Origin of the sequence: Eubacterium sp. AM05-23, assembly GCF_003477535.1 — a bacterium.
Classification (GTDB): domain Bacteria; phylum Bacillota; class Clostridia; order Eubacteriales; family Eubacteriaceae; genus Eubacterium; species Eubacterium maltosivorans.
Window position 1 is genome coordinate 87,644 of record NZ_QUDF01000010.1, and the last position, 18,630, is coordinate 106,273.

At 46.8% G+C, this 18,630-nt stretch carries 17 protein-coding genes; 6 read left to right on the forward strand and 11 right to left on the reverse strand.

The window, feature by feature from the left end:
* Positions 1-33 precede the first annotated feature (33 nt).
* Positions 34-192 (reverse strand): hypothetical protein, encoded by a 159-nt coding sequence (locus tag DW091_RS20175; protein WP_158577908.1) that lies wholly within the window; start codon positions 190-192, stop codon positions 34-36.
* A gap of 142 nt (positions 193-334) precedes the next feature.
* Between DW091_RS20175 and DW091_RS14440 the strand changes: the two genes are divergently transcribed.
* On the forward strand, positions 335-1,603 hold the full coding sequence (locus DW091_RS14440) for a phosphotransferase (protein ID WP_058695943.1): 1,269 nt from the start codon (positions 335-337) through the stop codon (positions 1,601-1,603).
* 53 nt (positions 1,604-1,656) lie between these two features.
* Here DW091_RS14440 and DW091_RS14445 read toward each other — a convergent pair whose 3' ends face one another.
* The 3 genes from DW091_RS14445 to ileS form a co-directional block, all read right to left on the reverse strand.
* The gene (locus tag DW091_RS14445; protein ID WP_158577909.1) at positions 1,657-3,006 is read right to left on the reverse strand and encodes a DMT family transporter; all 1,350 of its coding nucleotides are present in this window, start codon (positions 3,004-3,006) and stop codon (positions 1,657-1,659) included.
* Positions 2,960-4,486 (reverse strand): AraC family transcriptional regulator, encoded by a 1,527-nt coding sequence (locus DW091_RS14450; protein ID WP_144432355.1) that lies wholly within the window; start codon positions 4,484-4,486, stop codon positions 2,960-2,962. Before DW091_RS14450 ends, DW091_RS14445 begins: the two co-directional genes overlap by 47 nt.
* A 328-nt stretch (positions 4,487-4,814) precedes the next feature.
* Positions 4,815-7,934, reverse strand: coding sequence for an isoleucine--tRNA ligase (ileS, locus tag DW091_RS14455; RefSeq protein ID WP_058695946.1), 3,120 nt, complete (start codon positions 7,932-7,934; stop codon positions 4,815-4,817).
* A gap of 476 nt (positions 7,935-8,410) precedes the next feature.
* Between ileS and DW091_RS14460 the strand changes: the two genes are divergently transcribed.
* The 5 genes from DW091_RS14460 (at position 8,411) to DW091_RS14480 (ending at position 11,607) form a co-directional block, all read left to right on the forward strand.
* Positions 8,411-9,010 carry a hypothetical protein gene (locus tag DW091_RS14460; protein WP_118518504.1) on the forward strand — a complete coding sequence of 200 codons (600 nt, stop codon included), beginning with the start codon at positions 8,411-8,413 and terminating at the stop codon, positions 9,008-9,010.
* A 106-nt stretch (positions 9,011-9,116) separates the two neighbouring features.
* The gene (locus tag DW091_RS14465) at positions 9,117-9,605 is read left to right on the forward strand and encodes an ECF transporter S component (protein WP_038350947.1); all 489 of its coding nucleotides are present in this window, start codon (positions 9,117-9,119) and stop codon (positions 9,603-9,605) included.
* Positions 9,606-9,800: 195 nt separating this feature from the next.
* Positions 9,801-11,030 (forward strand): hypothetical protein, encoded by a 1,230-nt coding sequence (locus DW091_RS14470; protein ID WP_207665243.1) that lies wholly within the window; start codon positions 9,801-9,803, stop codon positions 11,028-11,030.
* A gap of 63 nt (positions 11,031-11,093) precedes the next feature.
* A complete protein-coding gene (locus DW091_RS14475) occupies positions 11,094-11,315 on the forward strand; it encodes a hypothetical protein (protein WP_096919160.1) in 222 nt (73 codons plus the stop codon).
* Entirely contained in the window at positions 11,296-11,607 is a 312-nt protein-coding gene (locus tag DW091_RS14480; RefSeq protein ID WP_013378882.1) for a YbjQ family protein, read from the forward strand. The genes DW091_RS14475 and DW091_RS14480 overlap by 20 nt, the downstream gene beginning before the upstream one ends.
* A gap of 52 nt (positions 11,608-11,659) precedes the next feature.
* On the opposite strand, the gene DW091_RS14485 is transcribed toward DW091_RS14480, so the two are convergent.
* The 7 genes from DW091_RS14485 to DW091_RS14515 form a co-directional block, all read right to left on the reverse strand.
* On the reverse strand, positions 11,660-12,184 hold the full coding sequence (locus DW091_RS14485) for a gamma carbonic anhydrase family protein (protein ID WP_058695951.1): 525 nt from the start codon (positions 12,182-12,184) through the stop codon (positions 11,660-11,662).
* 176 nt (positions 12,185-12,360) lie between these two features.
* Positions 12,361-13,371 (reverse strand): electron transfer flavoprotein subunit alpha/FixB family protein, encoded by a 1,011-nt coding sequence (locus tag DW091_RS14490; RefSeq protein WP_013378880.1) that lies wholly within the window; start codon positions 13,369-13,371, stop codon positions 12,361-12,363.
* Between the two features lie 19 nt (positions 13,372-13,390).
* A complete protein-coding gene (locus DW091_RS14495; protein ID WP_058695952.1) occupies positions 13,391-14,173 on the reverse strand; it encodes an electron transfer flavoprotein subunit beta/FixA family protein in 783 nt (260 codons plus the stop codon).
* A gap of 24 nt (positions 14,174-14,197) precedes the next feature.
* Positions 14,198-15,337, reverse strand: coding sequence for an acyl-CoA dehydrogenase (locus DW091_RS14500; protein ID WP_058695953.1), 1,140 nt, complete (start codon positions 15,335-15,337; stop codon positions 14,198-14,200).
* Between the two features lie 33 nt (positions 15,338-15,370).
* Entirely contained in the window at positions 15,371-16,210 is an 840-nt protein-coding gene (locus DW091_RS14505) for a 3-hydroxyacyl-CoA dehydrogenase NAD-binding domain-containing protein (protein WP_074617392.1), read from the reverse strand.
* 139 nt (positions 16,211-16,349) lie between these two features.
* Entirely contained in the window at positions 16,350-17,126 is a 777-nt protein-coding gene (locus DW091_RS14510; RefSeq protein WP_058695955.1) for an enoyl-CoA hydratase-related protein, read from the reverse strand.
* Between the two features lie 171 nt (positions 17,127-17,297).
* Positions 17,298-18,479 (reverse strand): acetyl-CoA C-acetyltransferase, encoded by a 1,182-nt coding sequence (locus tag DW091_RS14515; protein WP_013378875.1) that lies wholly within the window; start codon positions 18,477-18,479, stop codon positions 17,298-17,300.
* Between the last annotated feature and the right edge of the window lie 151 nt (positions 18,480-18,630).

Consider the following 18,630-nt stretch of genomic DNA (forward strand, 5'->3'; position numbering starts at 1 on the left):
CTTTCTGAACGGCCCGTTCGTTTCATGGCTTTATCATAGCCTGTTTTTTTCGCCATGACAACGCGCAGGTTCTGACATTGGCATGCATTTTCCGCCAAAATCAAAAAATGAACCACACTTCAATTTTTTATGGTCGCTGATTAAAAAATAAAGCTGCCCTGTTCCAAAAGCTTCAAAAATTTCCGCACCCATCAAATTTTGACATTCTGCACCGGGCGATTGTCAGATCAAAAACTGCTGATTTCGTTTTCAAAAAAACTGTGCTATTCTGAAAACAGATCAGGGCAGCCATGTAAACAGGCTGACCAATACATATTAAAAAAGGGGAATAAAAATGGTAGACGGAAAATTTATTGAAATGCAGACCGAAATTATGAAAAACTATCCACCCACAAACGCCCAGGCACTGTTAAATATTTTTAACGCCGCCTCTGGCATGCAGGAATACCTGGATGAGGTTCTGGCAAAGACACGCGAGTCCTATCTGTATACACAGCTGCGGGATTTGGTGGAAAATTATTATGATATCGGCACGCTGCTAGAAGTGTATCAAATCTTTGGCGGTTACATCAACACCTCCTTTGGAATTTACACAGAAAAAGACGGCGAAAAACAGACCTGGTTTGTCAGGAAATACAAAAACGGCAAGGAGCTGGAATCTCTGCTTTTTGAACACAGCATGTTAAAGCACGCCAAGGAAAACGGTTTTACCTACGGCGCAGTCCCCATCCCGGCCAGAGACGGCAAAACCTATCACGAGGTAACTGAGACCACTACCGAAGGTGACACTAAAAGCTATTTTGCAGTCTTTAACTTTGTGGGCGGAAAGGCCCATTATGACTGGATTCCCAACTGGGCCAATTCAGGTGTGGCCGATCTTACTGTTACCTCTGCCGCCAAATCACTGGCCGAGTTTCACAACTCGACCCGGAACTTTGACCCTGAGGGACGCCATGGAGACAACATCATGGACAACGAGGACATCACCGTCAATGAGATTATCCGTAAATTCCCGAAAACTCTGAAGGAATACCGGAAAAGCTACGCCGAATCTGGCTTCGAAAATGTCTATACCGAATACTATGACGCTAACTATAACTTCTTTGCAAAAATGTGCGAGCGCTCAGTAATTCCGGATGCAGACTACAGTACCATGATCTCCAATGTGTGCCACTGCGACTTCCATCCCGGCAACTTTAAATACCTGGACAACGGCGAGGTCTGCGGAAGCTTTGACTATGACATGGCCAAAATCGACTCCCGCTTGTTTGAGCTGGGACTGGCCATCCACTATTGCTTCTCTTCCTGGCTGTCAGATACCAACGGTATTATCAATTTGAACCGCGCAGCCTTGTTTGTAAAAACCTACGATGAGGAGCTGCGTAAGGCCGGAGGTATCGAACCTCTGACCGACATCGAAAAAAATTATCTGTACGAAGTAACCGTGCAGGGCGCTCTCTACGACCTGGGCTGGTGCAGCTCTGCCTGTGTTTACGACGCCACCCTGGACCCGTATGAATATTTATTCTATACCCAGCACTTTGTCGCCTGCCTGAAATGGCTTGAGGACAACGAGGAGACTTTCCGAAAAGCCTTCGCATAGCAGCACAAAAAATAAAAGAACTGCCGCACCGTGGTATGGCAGTTCTTTTTTGTTTATTCCTCCTCTTTTGCCAGACGGTATTGGCAAAGGCGTTTCCCACGCTGAAAATGCTCTCCGTTGTCCACAGTTTCCTGAATGATTTCGATCAGCCCCATGGCGCGCAGTTCAACGGTCCATTCCCGCACCAATTCTCTGTACTCGGTGGTATAGTTCTTTTCATAATCTTCAATATAGTCTGCGATCTCGTAGTCCCAGAGCATCCGGGAGGACTCCAGGTACTTTAGAATAACCATTTTTGCCGGCGGCTTGGCAGACAACTCACGTCCGCACCCGGCAGCCCGGCCACCCTTCTGCCGCAACAAGGGCAGTCCGTCCGAGTTGGCGCAGTCCATATAGATGATGACCACACCAATCAGAGACCCGGAGGCCGAAAAGACTGTAAACCAGTCTGGATTGTTCATGTAAAAAACCATGCTGAGTACCAACAGGATAAAGCCGGAGAGATTGCTGACCGCCGGTCCCCTGCTGGCTCCGATAAAAACAATGCTGCGATACCAGTTCATATAGTTGACCGCCAGAAAAACAGCAATCCCAGGAATCATCCACGCGGCCTGCCCTTGAAAACACTGTTCGAAAGCAGTGGACAATGGACTGCCCGTCAAAGCCAGTGCTAGACAGATAAGCACCCAGAGAATGCTCTCAAAGCAAAACCGGATACTGAGGCAGACATCAGAGTCAGCCGTCTCACAGACCCTGCCCACAATAGCGGCCTCCACGCCCCAGCCAATACCGGCTACCAGACCGAAAAGCGAGAGGACCAATGAGCTGCCACTCTCGGCAAAAAGATTTGGCAGGTAGATAAGACTGGAACACGCCAGAATCACCACAATGCCAAGGGCACATTGCCAACTGATTCTTTCCCGGTACCATTTACGCGCAATAGCCGCAGTGAGCACCGGGTAGAATAACACTGCGATGGTCGAAAAAATAGTGTCGGACAGCGCGAGAATATAAGTACAAAAAGCTGCAATCCCGCCCATGACAGCGGCCAGAATCAGCTTCCCTAAAATGGATGGCGCGTGCAGCGTTCGGACAAACTCCCGGAATTTTTTCCTGAAGCCCAATCCCACCACGTTGATGAGCGTCACGATCAGGGCTGTTGAAGTGGCCAGCACAATGGGCAGCATCGTCATGGAATAGCTGTCCCGCGGATAGGCTTTCATGACAGACGTGATCAGGATATAGGCCATCCCCCAGCACATACCGCAGATGAGCGCATAGCGGAAGCCGAGATTGCACCGGATAATATTCTGTTTATAGCCAATGAGGTGATCTTTTTTCATGATGGTATCCTTCTTAATCGTGGTGGCTCTGACGATACTGCCCTGGGGTGGTTCCTTCAATCTTTTTAAAAGCCCGCGTCAGCGTAAGAGCGTTATTGTAGCCAATTTTATCCGCAATGTCGGAAATTGTCATATCGGTTTCCTCTAAAAGATGGCAGGCCTCCTGAATCCTGAGCCGCGACAAGTAATCGCTGAATCCTGTACCCACGGCCTTTTTAAAGCTTCTGGAAAAATAGGAAGGGTTCATGTTAAACGTTTCAGCTACAGCCACAGCGTTCAGGTTGCAGTCGTCGTAATGGGTTTTCAGGTATTCACTCACCCGCTGCATTTTGCTGTTCGAAGCTGATACCTGATTCTTTGCCGAGTACTGGTTAATTTGTTCAAAAATACTCTGGGATACAGCTTCCAGCTCAGGCAGCGACTTGCACTCCAGCAAAAGACGCTGCGCATCCAGCTCGTCAAAAAACTCGACATTCATGGACAGACGAACCTCTCCCAGGGCGTTAATCATGGAGTTTAGCAGACCAAAAAGCCGGAACCGGGCCAGATTAAGGGAGGATGCGCCGGTGATATAGTCATTTTTCAAAAGCTTGTTAAAAATTCTGGACGCCTCCTCATAGTCCCCTGCATTGATAGCGTTGATAAAATGATGCTCGTATTTAAACCACATCTGCTCATTGCCCCTGTAGGGCTTGCCCGTCATATAGTCTGAATAAAAAAGCACGTGGTCAGCGCTGCCAGTAAGGCGTGCTTTTTGCAGGGTTTCAACAGTTTGAAAATAAGCAGTTTTACAGCCGGGAATCCCGCGGTTCACACTGCTGACACACACCCACAGATCATAGCTGAACCGGCTCCAGATATTTTCACGCATGAGTTTGACCATCCGTTCAATCTCGACGGCGGACACAGTAGTATCCAATGATTCGACATCCGAGAGGATAAAAAAAGCAATCCGGCCGTCGACCTCGGTTCCATAACTCTGATAGATTCGTTTCATATAGGAGGAAAAGTTTTCCTTTATAAAGGCATAAATATAGCTCAGCTTTTCATCCTCGATCTGGTCGCCATCTGAGACAATGTCAAAGAGTACCAATACAAACGCATTGTTTCGGATATCAAAATCATAATCTTCCATCAGCTGATAGTAAATGGCCTCGTTTTGAATATGCCCTTTGAGCAGACGCACCAGAAAATTTTCAAACAAAATATCCTGCTGCTGCTCTACCTTACTTTTGTAGGAGTCATACTCCTGATAGAACTGATCAAAGCTCTGAAAAATATGTCCAGCAGGATTTTGGGTCGTATAATAATCATCCACATGCTGACTGGTATTTTCGTCCAGAATGCCAACGATACGTGAAATCGCAATATAGTAGTTCTGAAGAATGAAGAAATTGAGAAAAAGGCCGATGACAATAATTAAAACTGTGATCTTTAACAGGATATCGGTAAATGCCTTCTGCGTGTCCTCAGGCAACATGACGCTGACATAGCGGTATATTAGGAATGCGAAAAAAAGGATGGCTAAAATCCAAATCACTGAGGTTTTAAAAAAACAGTCCCACCCTGACTTTTCAGCATGTTTTTTCTTAACATCCAAATGTTTGTCTCCCCTCAAACAGGTTCTGTATTAATTTATTATTATAGCACTCTGTTTACGAAAAGTAAATGTTGTCATCTTCGCTTAAAGTTAGAGATACTTCTTCTTTGCTTCCTTTTTTATTCACAGATTACCCTTTAATCCGCAATTTCATGCTCTTTTTTATGCTTTTGTAAAAAAATATTTTTTAAGAATTATTTTAAATTTTTATAAAAACACAGCCGGAACACCGTTCAAATGGTGTTCCGGCTGCTTTATGTCACTTCGTTTATTGAACCTTCGCTACCCCAAAAGCGGCCTCGTGTCCGTTAAGGGTGCAGGCTTCCAGGTTGCCTTCTCCCTTGGTGATAGACTCCGCCAGGGTTTCTTTTTTGATGAAATCCGCAAAGGCTTCGATGGCAGCGGTCACTTCATCGTCGGCCTGGTAGGTGATGTCGATGTGGTCGTTGACCTCAAATCCGCTGTTTTTGCGGAGCTGCTGGATTCGGGAAACGCATTCGCGGGCGTATCCTTCGTTGATGAGCTCTGGACTCAGGGTAGTGTCAAGAATGATGAACTTATTCCCCCCGGTCTGTACGTTAAATCCATCCTTGGCGGCGATACGGACATCCACGAAATCCTTGGTCAGCTCAATGGTTTCACCGTCGATTTCCACAGGGTAAACTTCCCCGGCGTCCAGCTTCGCCACGACTTCGGCAGGATTGACGCCAGCAAGGGCCTTCCCGAGCAGCTTGACATTTTTGCCCAGGATCGGGCCGGCCACCTTAAAGTTTGGCTTTAAGGTATAGTTCATGAAATCGCCCAGGTTATCCTCAAAATCGACCTTTTTGATGTTCAGCTCTTCCTCCATCAGGCGGGTCAGATCACCCAGGGTATCCTTGTACTTGCCGTCGATGATGATCTCAGAAAGCGGCTGGCGCACCTTGATCTGTGCCTCCTCGCGGGCGCTTCGGCCCAGGCTGACCAGATCGCGGACCAGATCCATTGGCGCTTCCACCGCTTCGTCGATCAGAGCTTCGTTGACGGCCGGATAATCGGCCAGATGAACGGATTCGGCACCGGTGAGCTTGGTGTAGATTTCCTCGCTGATGTAGGGCGCGAAAGGCGCCACCAGGCGGGCCAGACCTTCCAGCACCTCAAAGGTGGTGTTGAACACAGCCTTCTTATCCTCTGTCAGCTCGCTGCCCCAGAAGCGGCGGCGGTTGCGGCGGATGTACCAGTTGGATAAGTCTTCATTGACAAAGTTCTGAATCTTGCGGACAGCCTTGGTGAGGTCATAGATTTCCATCTCACCGCGGACCTCCTGCACCAGACGGTTGTACTTGGACAGCATCCAGCGGTCGATTTCCGGGCGTTTGTCATAGTCTACAAAGAAGGTTCTCGGGTCGATACCGTCGGTGTTGGCGTACAGGGTAAAGAAGTTATAGGTGTTCTTCAGGGTATTGAAGAATTTACTCTGTACCTCCTTCAGGCCCTCCACATCAAAGCGGGTGGGCGTCCAGGCTGGAGACACGTAGAGCAGATACCAGCGGAGCGCGTCGGCGCCGTACTGGTCAAACAGCTCAAAGGGATTGACCGTGTTTCCTCTGGATTTAGACATTTTCTGACCCTCAGCGTCGAGGATCAGGTCGTTGACCAGCACCTTTTTGTAAGGAGCTTTCCCAGTAACAAAGGAGGAGATGGCCAGCAGTGAGTAGAACCAGCCGCGGGTCTGGTCGATGCCCTCGCAGATGAAATCGGCCGGGAACTGGCTTTCCCACAGCTCTTTGTTCTCAAAGGGGTAGTGGTACTGGGCAAAGGGCATGGAGCCGGAGTCGAACCAGCAGTCAATGACGTCCTTGACACGGGTCATGGGCTTGCCGCATTTTGGGCAGCGCAGGTGCACGTCGTCCACATAGGGGCGGTGCAGCTCGATGTCCTCGCTGATGTCCTCAATGGCTTTCTCAGCAAGCTCAGCTCTTGAGCCGACAGAGGCCAGCTCACCGCAGTTTTCGTCGTCACAGCGCCAGATGGGCAGCGGTGTTCCCCAGTAACGGCTTCTTGAGATGGCCCAGTCGTTGAGGTTTTCAAGCCAGTTGCCAAAGCGTTTTTCACCCACAAATTCAGGATACCAGTCCACCCCATTGTTGTTCTCGATGAGACGATCCTTGATCTTGGTGATCTCGATATACCAGCTGGGTTTTGCGTAATATAAAAGCGGTGTCTTACAACGCCAGCAGTGCGGGTAGTTGTGGAGCACTTTTTCTTTCTTAAACAGCTTGCCGTTTTCCTTGAGCCAGGTGATGATCTGGATGTCCAGGCCATCCTCCATGACAAAGTGTCCCTTCCAGGGTGTTTCGGTGTATTTACCGTCCTCCCCTACAGGCTGGAGCACAGGCAGGTTGTATTTACGTCCAACCTGGTAGTCATCCTCCCCAAAGGCCGGAGCAATATGAACCACACCGGTACCGTCCTCGGTGGTGACGTAGTCGGCACAGGTAACAAAGAAAGCTTTTTTATTCGGCGGTACAGGCACAAAGTCCATGAGACGTTCATAAGGAATATGCTCGAGGGCTTTCCCTTTCATTTCCTCGATGATTTCGTAATCGTCCCCCAGCAGTTTGGGCGCGAGCACCTTGGCGCAGATGTAGACCTCGCCCTTGCTTTTTGCCTTGATATAGTCGGCCTCGGGATTGACGGCCAGGGCCACATTGGCGGCCAGCGTCCACGGTGTGGTGGTCCAGACCAGGAAGTATTCATCGGCGTCGGCGCGCTTGAAAGCCACGACAACCGTATTGGTCTTGATTTCCTGGTAGCCCTGGGCGACCTCGTGGGATGCCAGCCCGGTGCCGCAGCGCGGGCAATAGGGCAGAATCTTATGCCCTTCATAAATATATCCCTCGTTAAAGAATTTATTTAAAATCCACCAGACGGATTCAATGTAGTTGTTGTCCAGCGTAATGTAGGGGTTTTCCAGATCGATGAAATAGCCCATGCGCTTGCTCATCTCGCGCCACTGCTTTTCATAGCTGAAGACAGAGTCCTTACATTTTTTGTTAAACTCTGCGATTCCGTAAGCTTCAATCTCTGGCTTACTACTGATCCCTAGCTGCTTTTCGACCTCAATCTCAACCGGCAGCCCGTGGGTATCCCAGCCGGCTTTACGCAGCACGCGGTAGCCTTTCATGGTCTGGTATTTACAGACCGAGTCCTTTAAGGTACGGGCGATCACATGGTGGATCCCCGGTTTTCCGTTGGCCGTCGGCGGCCCCTCATAGAATACAAAATTTTCTGCGTCGTCGCGGTTTTTGATGGTTCTGTCTAAGATATCCATCTCTTCCCAGCGGCTGGCGATTTTATTTTCAGTTTCACTGACACATTCATTGGATAAATTTTTAAATACAGCCATAGTGCCTCCTCATTTGATAATGTTATTTTGATCGTTATTTTGCAGGATCATTAAGCATTAAAAAAGCTCCGCCCCTGCAACAACGCAGGGACGAAGCGCAAAACTCCGCGGTACCACCCAGATTGACAGACTGCGCCCCTATAAGGGTGCCTGCCCACTCGATAAAGATAACGGTTTCCCGTGGTTTCCTAACCGGCTGGCTCAGAAACCCTGCTCAGAGGTGATTTCCATGACCGTTGTTCTGGTAACCTTTCAGCACTGGGGTTACCTCTCTGAAAAACGTGTGATCACAGCGTCCTCGTCATTGCATTTGATCGATTCATACATGAAGTCTATTTTACCTAATATTCTGGAGAAAATCAAGTGTATTCTTTAGTTTCTAAAGAAAATGGTTTATATTTTAGAGAAAATCGTTTATAATGAATTATACGGAATCATTAATAGTATTTTAGAAAGATGAATGAAGGTGACTCAACATGAACACGAAAAAAAAAGTACTTCTCGGCGTTTTAGCAGTGATTGTCATCATCGTGGGCATTATGTTTTTTGTTCCCATGTTTAACGGATCAAAAGACGCTGCCAAAACCACCCCGACCAGCGCGCCCTCCGTCGCGGACAATACCCCGACGGCAATCCCGCAGCCCACAATTGACAACTCAGCAACCACCGAGGGTTTACAGACCCCGCCGGAAATGCAGGAGGTCATTGACGCGAACCAGGCCGACCTCTATAATAATGAGGACGGACAGCTGGCCCAGTCCTATCCCAGCAATCTCCTGCCCCTTTACAAGGTGAGCGGCGTCGGAGACTCCCACGATATTACCACAAACAATGGAAATCCCGGCTGGACAGCGGTTTACGGCTCCACTGCCGATACGGCTGAGCTGTCGCAGTTTTATTCGGATCTCATGGCTTCTGCCGAAAACTTTAACCAGGCCGACAGCGACGCTTCTACCACCATCACTGGCAATGTGGACGGCTGCGATATCAGCGTAACCATCAGCCCCAACAATCCGCAGCGCACCGGTCTCGACTACGCGAGCAGCGTGAGCATTTTTATCGAAAAAGTACAGTAAAACCCATAGGGACCAGAATCCGCACGATTTTGGTCCTTTTTGGTCCTTTTCATTCCCTGCCAATGTGCTATAATGGATGCAACGTTTTATTTTCGGAGGTCTAAAAGTGAACATCACAACCAAAAAAGTATGCTATACGGCGCTGCTAATGGCCGTTACCTTTATCATGATCTCAGTCGTGAAGATCCCGATTCCCAACGGCTACATCCATTTGGGCGACGCGGCGGTTTTTCTGTGTGGCTTTATTCTGGGGCCGGTCTACGGCACCATTGCGGCAGCCATCGGCGCAGGGGCGGCGGATTACTTCGCCGGCTTTGGGGCCTATATCATCCCTACCATGCTGGCCAAAGGCGTGATGGCTTACCTGACTGGATATTTTCTGCGCGGTAACCCGGGACGGCAAAAAGAAATCGCTGTGATGGTAATTGCCGGAGTGATCATGACTCTGATCTACTATGTATCAGAAATTATCTTGTACGGCAGTTTTGTCTCTCCGCTGGTTAATATTCCTTTTAACGCTTTGCAGGCCATTGTGGGCATTGTCATCTCCATGCTGCTGTTCCGGCCGCTGGCTCAGTTCCGCATCGAATCTTAAAAGAATTTACTATTTTTAATCGAATTGTGATATAATGAAGATCACAATTCGATTTTTTAATTGGGACTATCTTTTTATGTAATGGAGAGAAAAATGAAAAAACTAATGACAGCAATTTTGACATTTGCTCTAATCTTTAATTTTACAGTGCAGACAGCCTGCGCCTCTGTTTACAAGGCAGGCTCCTTTTCTGTTATGACTAGCACACGTGACCCGGATGGCGAAAATAACGAGACTGAAACACCGCCAGTAGAAGACCCGGACCCTAATCCTGATCCACAGCCCGACCCTGATCCACAGCCCGACCCTGATCCACAGCCCGACCCTGAACCCGATCCCGCTCCGGATCCAGCGCCAAACCCAGACCCGGGGCCAAGCGACAACAACGATGACAGTGATTATAATGATGGCTACGACGGCAGCTATGATAATAACGAGTACACACCTTCCTATTACAACAATTCCTATGATGACAGCGACGACTATGTTCCCACGGAATCCACAACGGTAGAAACCACAGTGGAGGAACAGGTGCAGGAAGTCCAGAAGGTGGAGGGCGATTATCCCATCACGCTGACTGTTAAGGAAACGACCATCGACGTCAACCTGCCGTCAAACGCTTATACGGCAGCTACCAGCCAAAATACGGTGACCGTCGAATTTAACAACGATGCATTGAATTCGGCCATCACGGCCGGTGCCGTTAAGCTGACCGAAAAACAGCAGGCGGGCTCCTCTGCCCTCACCAAGCTGGTTTTAAAAGCTCCGGCCATTGAAACTAAAGGGCTTACAGATCCGGAAGTCAATATCCGCGTGCCCGCGCCGGCCCTCAAAAATATGCAGACTGGCAAAATCGTTTTAAATGTTCCTGTCAATAAGGATTCTGTCATTGTTTCACCGTCCATTTTAAAAAGCGATGACCTGAGTAAGCTGGCCGACGGCGACAAACTGGTCCTTGGACTCAAAAAAGGCCCCAGTCTTTCAAACAGCAGCTATAAACTGTCTGAAACTAAGCTGACGCCTGTGACCGCACCTTTTACGATTGAAGCGTCAACCCTAAAATCCACAGGAGCTCTGTCCTCGCTTTCAAGCTTTGAGAAACCTCTGGAAATTAATATTGCCCTGACCGATGACCAGGCCTCAAAGCTTCAGTCAGAATCCCAATTCACTGCCAGCAAGTACAACAGCGAAAACGACAGTATCGACCCGGTTGTCACCACTTACCACAATGATACCAAGGTGGCGACCTTTAATGTAAACGCCCCGGGGGATTACCTGATCCTTTTAAAAACGACGGATAAGGGCATTAACCCACTGTTTATCGCGGTTCCTATTGTGATCGTGCTGGCCGGCGGCGGTGTCTTTGCCTTTTTCAAACTCAGAAACCGGCGGAGCCGCAATATTTTCGGCGATTATGACGACTAGTCCTTGTCCTGAAGACAAATATCCGATATAATGGAAACAGCTTAGGAAGGGAGCAGCCTGTTTATGAAAACAAAGAAAATCATTGCCCCTTTGGTCATTGGACTGCTGCTGATCTTATATTTTGTGGGTTTTATCATCGTCTGTTTTCTGATTGATGTCCCACTGATCATTAAGATTTTGTGCAGTATCCTGCCACTGGCGCTGGCCGGCGTTTCCCTCCATGTTTTAATTCAGCGAATTGATGAGATAAGGAGTGGAGAAGAAGATGATCTTAGTAAATACTGATTATATCAGTGGTAAGGAATTTGAAATGCTGGGCCTGGTCAAGGGCTCGACCATTCAGTCCAAAAACATTGGGCGCGACATCAGCCAAGGGTTTAAAACCATTGTGGGTGGTGAACTCAAGGCTTATAATGAAATGATGAATGACGCGCGCGCACTGGCTACCAAACGGATGGTACAGGAGGCCGAGGGCCTGGGTGCCGACGCGGTAGTCAATATCCGTTACGCCTCATCGGCCATCATGCAGGGGGCTGCCGAGGTTATCGCCTACGGGACAGCGGTTAAATTTGTATAAAAGAAAGCACTCAGAACCTGTATCTGAGTGCTTTTTTATTACGCTGATCCGTTTAGAGCTGTCTGACGACAATAATACCCTCGCTGTTTTCATAATAGCTCTTGCCAGGTTCCAGACGCATACATTCCATGTATTCCCGCGCGTTGGCGCGGATGCTTTCGATCTCGGCATCGGTAAGGGGACGGATCACCTTTGCCGGACTGCCCATGACCAGGGACCCCGGCGGAATGACTTTGTTCTGGGTGACCAGGGAGCCTGCGCCGATGATGGTGTTTTCACCGATCACCGCTCCGTTTAAGATGGTGGAGCCCATGCCGACCAGCACATTGTCTTCAATGGTGCAACCGTGAATGGTACAGTTATGCCCAATAGTCACGCCGTCACCAATCTTCACAGAATATCCTCCCGGTGCCACATGCACCACGGAGCCGTCCTGTACGTTGCTGCGTTCGCCAATGGTAATGCTGTCCATATCCCCTCTCAGTACCGCCTGGTACCAAATGCTGCTGTAATCGCCGATCCGGACCTTGCCCAGTACATCGGCACTCTTCGCGATAAAAATATTTTTTCCTGACATCGAATCCTCCATCGTAAGTAACGTTTCTATTAACCTTTATCTTACACCCTTACACCGCGTTTGTACATGCTCTCGCAAAAACTTCTACCGACTGCGCAAAAAAATGCAGATGCGCTCAATAAAAAAGTCCGAAGCTTTTTAAGGCTTCGGACTTTTAATTTCATAAGAACTTCTAACTATCTGGTTGCCATTTCTTTCTTAACTGCTTCTGTGAACAGTGGTAAGATTTTGAATACATCGCCAACGACACCAAAGTCTGCTACGTTGAAGATCGGAGCAGTTTCGTCTTTGTTGATCGCGATGATGACATCAGATTCTTCCATACCAGCTAAATGCTGGATTGCGCCGGAGATACCGCAGGCAATATACAGATTCGGACGAACGGTTTTACCAGTCTGACCAACCTGACGGTCTTTTTCAACCCAGCCAGCATCTACACATGCTCTTGAAGAAGAGATGGTTCCGCCTAAAGCGTCTGCCAGATCTTCAAGCAGCTTGAAGTTTTCTGGAGATGCCATACCACGGCCGCCAGATACAAGGATTTTAGCATCCTGAATATCCATTTTTTCGGCAACGGTTTTAACAATTTCCATCACTTCTACGTTCATGTGATCGCTTAAGCCAGCAACTTCTTCTTTGATTACTTCGCATTCCGCTGCGTCGTTTGTAGGAAGTTTCTGCATAACGCCAGGACGTACCGTTGACATCTGTGGACGGTGATCCGGACACAGGATAGTCGCCATGATGTTACCGCCAAAAGCCGGACGGGTCATCATTAAGCCCTTATCTTCTGGGTTGATTTCCAGTTTTGTACAGTCTGCGGTTAAGCCGGTATGAACACGTGCAGATACACGAGGAGCCATATCGCGGCCAATGGCGGTAGCGCCAAACAGAACAACTTCTGGTTTGTATTTGTTAATAATTTCAGTAAATGCATGTACATACGGTTCGGTTGTATATACTTCTAAAGCAGGATCGTCGACCATGATGACTCTGTCTGCACCATGACGGGCTAATTCTTTACCCATAGCGTCGATTTTAGAACCTAAAACAACAGCAGTTACTTCTGTATCTAAATCATTGGCTAATTCTTTACCTTTACCAATCAGTTCGAAAGAAACAGGAGTAATAACATTATCTACCTGCTGTACAAAGACGAAAACACCTTTATAATCTTGTAAACTCATCTATGTTCACCACTTTCCATTAAATAATGAATTTTTCTTTCAATTTTTCCAGTAAGAAATCAGCAGATTCCTGTGGATCTAATTGAACAACAGTTCCGGCCGGTTTTAAAGCTTTTGGGAAGGATTTGAATACGCGTGTCGGAGAACCCTTTAAACCGATGTTGCTTGTATCAACGTCGATGTTTTCCAGTGTCCAGACTTTAACTTCGTCTGTTCTGTAAGCGTCAAAGATTCCACCTGGAGTCATATAACGCGGTGTATTCATTTCGCCTAAAGCGGTAACTAAGCAAGGCATCTGTACTTTAATGGTATGGTATCTGTCTTCATACTGACGTTTTACGATAACAGAATCGCCTTCTACCTTAATATCTTCTGCGTAGCTGACATTTGGAATGTTCAGATGTTCAGCGATCTGAGGACCAACCTGAGCGGTATCGCCATCAATTGCCTGACGGCCTGTAATGATCAGGTCATAGTCTAACATTTTAACCGCAGCTGCGATGGTTGTAGAAGTAGCCCAGGTATCGGCGCCGCCGAAAGCTCTGTCGGTTACTAAAATCGCTTCATCAGCGCCCATAGCGAGTGCTTCACGAAGAACGTCATCTGCCTGTGGTGGTCCCATGGAAACAACGGTAATGTGCGCACCGGTAGCATCTTTCAGCTCTAATGCAGCTTCCAGACCAGCTTTATCATCTGGGTTCATAATACTTGGAACGCCATCTCTAATTAATGTACCTGTTACTGGATCAAGTTTAACTTCATTTGTATCAGGAACTTGTTTTACACAAACTACAATATTCACCTAAATTTCCTCCTTTTGAACTTCCTATTTCAGAACGTTGCCAGATATAACCATACGTTGTACCTCGCTTGTTCCTTCATAAATTTCGGTAATCTTAGCATCACGCATCATACGTTCAACTGGATAGTCTCTGGTGTAACCATAACCACCAAGTAACTGTACACATTCTGTGGTGACAGCCATAGCGGTTTCAGCTGCGAAAAGTTTAGCAGTTGCTGCTTCTACAGAGAATACTTTCTGTGTATCTTTAGCGATGGCTGCTTTGTAAACCAGGTTACGGGCAGCTTCGATACGTGCGTACATATCGGCTAATTTGAACTGTGTATTCTGGAATTTGGCGATAGAACGGCCAAACTGTTTTCTTTCTTTAACGTAAGCAACGGTTTCGTCGAAAGCGCCCTGAGCCAGACCTAAAGCCTGAGCAGCGATACCGATACGGCCGCCGTCCAGAGTCTGCATTGCGATACCAAAGCCTTTACCTTCTTTACCAAGAAGATTTTCTTTTGGAACGATGCAGTCTTCGAAAATTAATTCGGTTGTGGAAGAACCACGGATACCCATTTTCTTTTCTTTAGTACCGATTGAGAAGCCTGGGAAGTCTTTTTCTACGATGAATGCAGAGATACCCTTGGTGCCTTTGCTCTTGTCGGTCATGGCGAAGATGATGTAAACATCTGCTTTGCCGCCATTGGTGATGAAGATTTTAGTACCGTTTAATACATAATGGTCGCCTTCTAAAACAGCCTTTGTCTGCTGTCCGGAAGCATCGGTACCAGCGCCTGGTTCAGTTAAGCCGAAAGCGCCTAATAATTCACCCTTAGCTAAACGTGGTAAATATTTTGCTTTCTGGTCTGGAGTACCGAATTTACGGATTGGGTCCATACCTAAAGAAGTGTGTGCTGAAAGGATAACGCCTGTAGTACCACAAACGCGGGATAATTCTTCAACAGCCAGGATGTAAGCTAAAGTGTCACAGCCCTGTCCACCGTCTTCTTTGGCAATTGGAATACCCATAAAGCCATTTTTAACCATTTTATCAACGGTTTCCTGTGGGAAGCGTTCTTCTTCGTCAATTTCCTGGGCGATTGGTTTTGCTTCATTTTCTGCAAACTCTCTGTAGAGTGTGCGCAACATTTGATGTTCCTTACTCAGATTGAAGTCCATACTGTTCCTCCTAAATATATTTGTCACACAAGCTTATTTTGTGTAATCAAAGAATCCTTTTCCTGTTTTCATACCTAAAACGCCTGCGCGTACCATTTTCCGCAGAAGTGGAGCCGGAGCGTACTTGTCAGAGCCTGTTTCAGCCTGTAATACTTCCATAATTGCCAGGACAACGTCCAGACCAATTAAGTCGCCTAAAGCCAGTGGTCCCATTGGGTGGTTTGCGCCTAATTTCATAGCGGTGTCGATATCAGCAGCGGAAGCAGTACCAGCAGCATAAACTTCGATACCTTCGTTGATCATTGGAACTAAGATTCTGTTTACAACGAAACCTGCAGCTTCGTTAACCTGTACCGGTGTTTTGCCGATATCTGTTGCAATCTTCTTAATAGTATCAACTGTTTCCTGAGAAGTATGGTAACCAGCGATAACTTCAACCAGTTTCATAGCAGGAACCGGATTAAAGAAGTGCATACCAATAACTGGACGATCAACGCCCTGAGACATTTCTGTTAAAGATAAAGAAGAAGTGTTGGAAGCAAAAATACATTCTGGTTTACAGATTTCCTGTAATGCCTGGAATAATTCATGTTTCATTTCCATCTGTTCTAAGACAGCTTCAACAACCAGATCACAATCCGCAACAGCGTCTCTTAAACCTGTTGTGATTTTTGCTAAGGTTGCGTCCATTTTAGCCTGATCGATACGGCCCTTAGCAACCTGTTTTGCTAATGCTTTTTCGATTTTAGCTTTACCACCATCGGCAAATTCCTGTTTGATATCACAAAGTACAACTTCATAACCATCGGTAGAAGCGAAAACCTGAGCAATACCAGATCCCATTGTACCGGCACCAATAACGCCAACTTTCATTTTAAGTCCTCCTAGATAAATTAAAAACTTTTTTGTATTCTTGTATATACAGATTTGTATATACAGGCGAAAAGCCCAAACTCAAGGGTATTTTTATACAAAAATACCCTTGAGTTGAAAATCATATTAAATTACAAGCTTAACGATTCTGGAAAGGTTCGTGTTTACGTTTTTCCAGGAAAGCAGCCATACCTTCTTTTTGATCAGCAGATTCAAAGCATCCGCCAAACTGTTTTGCTTCAAAGGCAATTGCGTCGTCCATACCCATTTCAAGACCATCATTGATAGCTTTTTTAGTATTGCGAACAGCAATTGGAGCATTGTTAGCAATTTTACCAGCTAATTTCAATGCAGCAGGCATTAATTCGTCTGCCGGATAAACAGCATTAACCAGGCCCCAGCTCAAAGCGTCAGCCGCTTTGATATTGGTGCAGGCATACAGCATTTCTTTTGCTTTACCAGTCGGGATCAGACGTGCAAGACGCTGAGTACCACCGAAACCAGCAGTGATACCAAGGCCAACTTCAGGCTGGCCAAAGGTTGCATTTTCAGAAGCCAGACGAATATCGCAGGACATGGATAATTCACAGCCGCCGCCCAGTGCAAAACCGTTAACCGCAGCGATAACCGGGATAGGTAAAGTTTCGATCTTTCTGAAAATATCGTTTCCTTTTTTACCAAAAGCTTCGCCTTCAGCCTGAGTCAGGCTGCTCATTTCACCGATGTCCGCACCGGCAACAAAAGATTTCTGACCGGCGCCTGTAATAATCAGGCAACGGATCGTATCTAAATCAACACCGTCGATGACCTTGTCCAGATCTTCAAGTACTTCACTGTTTAAAGCGTTTAAAGCCTTTTCACGGTCGATGGTGATAACAGCAACTGCACCCTGTGGTTCATATTTAACAAAACCCATTGTAATTACCTTCTCTCCTTAATTGATATGTTTAATTTCCTTTTTCTGCTAAGAGAAAGATCGAAATAAAAGGCGTAAGCTGCAGAAACGACGTCTTGTCATTTCTATATGAGCGCGCTGACCGCAGCTACACGCAGCTTACCGAGTAATTCGTCCTTTACTTTTGCAAAATTAGTCCATTTCTACGATGGTGGACACGCCCATACCGCCGCCTACACATAAGGTTGCAAGACCTTTTTTAGCGCCGCGTTTCTGCATTTCGTGCAGTAAGGTTACCATGATACGGCAACCGGAAGCACCAACCGGGTGACCCAGAGCGATAGCACCGCCGTTTACATTCAATTTATCTTCAGGAATATTTAAAGTTTTGCCTACGGCACAAGACTGAGCTGCGAAAGCTTCATTTGCTTCAACTAAGTCCATATCATCGATGGTTAAACCAGCTTTTTCTAAGGCTTTGCGGCTTGAGAAGATTGGTCCAACACCCATGATGGATGGATCAACACCAGCGGAAGCACCGACAACAAATTTAGCCATTGGCTTAACGCCTAATTCTTTTGCTTTTTCAGCAGACATAACAACGATGGCAGCAGCGCCGTCATTGATACCAGAAGCATTTGCAGCAGTTACGGTACCGTCTTTTTTGAAAGCCGGACGCATTTTGCTGATACCTTCGGCAGTTACGCCTTTTCTTGGGAATTCATCAACTTTGAATTCAACAATTTCTTTTTTAACTTTAACCGGAACTGGTACGATTTCATCGTCGAAACGACCAGCTGCCTGAGCAGCTTCACATTTCTGCTGGCTCTTAGCGGCGAAATCATCCTGATCTTCGCGGGTTACATCATACTGTTCTGCTACATTTTCAGCAGTGATACCCATGTGATAGTGATTGAAGGCATCGGTTAAACCGTCTTTGATCATGGTGTCGATGAACTGGCCGTCGCCCATTCTGTAGCCATAGCGTCCTTTAGGAACAGCATAAGCAGCGCCAGACATGCTTTCCATACCACCAGCAACAATAATATCCGCTTCTCCAGCCTGGATCATAGCAGCTGCAAGGTTGATGCATTTAAGGCCAGAACCACATAAATTGTTAAGTGTTAAAGCTGGAACTTCAACAGGAATACCAGCGTTTACAGCGGACTGACGAGCGACGCTCTGTCCCTGAGCTGCCTGTAATACACAACCCATTAATACTTCGTCAACGTCTTCCGGTTTAACACCTGCGCGGTTTAATGCTTCTTTAATAACGATGGTTCCCAAGTCTACCACTGGAACGTTTGCTAAAGAACCACCAAAACTACCAATTGCTGTACGTACAGCACCAGCTAATACTACTTCTTTTGCCACTTAAAATTCCCTCCATTAATTCTCACATTTCCATGTGAATATTTGAATCATTTATCTTATACTCCAACTGTCCATTTATAGAACAAAAGGAGTATCTGTTAAATATATAACAATACTACCACATATTTGGCGAATTTGCAATAGATTACAG

Coding starts and splice junctions, on each gene's coding strand:
- DW091_RS14460 (WP_118518504.1), top strand. CDS start 8,411: ATGAACACGAAAAAAAAAGTACTTCTCGGCGTTTTAGCAGTGATTGTC.
- ileS (WP_058695946.1), bottom strand. CDS start 7,934: ATGGCTGTATTTAAAAATTTATCCAATGAATGTGTCAGTGAAACTGAA.
- DW091_RS14475 (WP_096919160.1), top strand. CDS start 11,094: ATGAAAACAAAGAAAATCATTGCCCCTTTGGTCATTGGACTGCTGCTG.
- DW091_RS14510 (WP_058695955.1), bottom strand. CDS start 17,126: ATGGGTTTTGTTAAATATGAACCACAGGGTGCAGTTGCTGTTATCACC.
- DW091_RS14505 (WP_074617392.1), bottom strand. CDS start 16,210: ATGAAAGTTGGCGTTATTGGTGCCGGTACAATGGGATCTGGTATTGCT.
- DW091_RS14500 (WP_058695953.1), bottom strand. CDS start 15,337: ATGGACTTCAATCTGAGTAAGGAACATCAAATGTTGCGCACACTCTAC.
- DW091_RS14470 (WP_207665243.1), top strand. CDS start 9,801: ATGACTAGCACACGTGACCCGGATGGCGAAAATAACGAGACTGAAACA.
- DW091_RS14480 (WP_013378882.1), top strand. CDS start 11,296: ATGATCTTAGTAAATACTGATTATATCAGTGGTAAGGAATTTGAAATG.
- DW091_RS14485 (WP_058695951.1), bottom strand. CDS start 12,184: ATGTCAGGAAAAAATATTTTTATCGCGAAGAGTGCCGATGTACTGGGC.
- DW091_RS20175 (WP_158577908.1), bottom strand. CDS start 192: ATGGGTGCGGAAATTTTTGAAGCTTTTGGAACAGGGCAGCTTTATTTT.
- DW091_RS14440 (WP_058695943.1), top strand. CDS start 335: ATGGTAGACGGAAAATTTATTGAAATGCAGACCGAAATTATGAAAAAC.
- DW091_RS14490 (WP_013378880.1), bottom strand. CDS start 13,371: ATGAGTTTACAAGATTATAAAGGTGTTTTCGTCTTTGTACAGCAGGTA.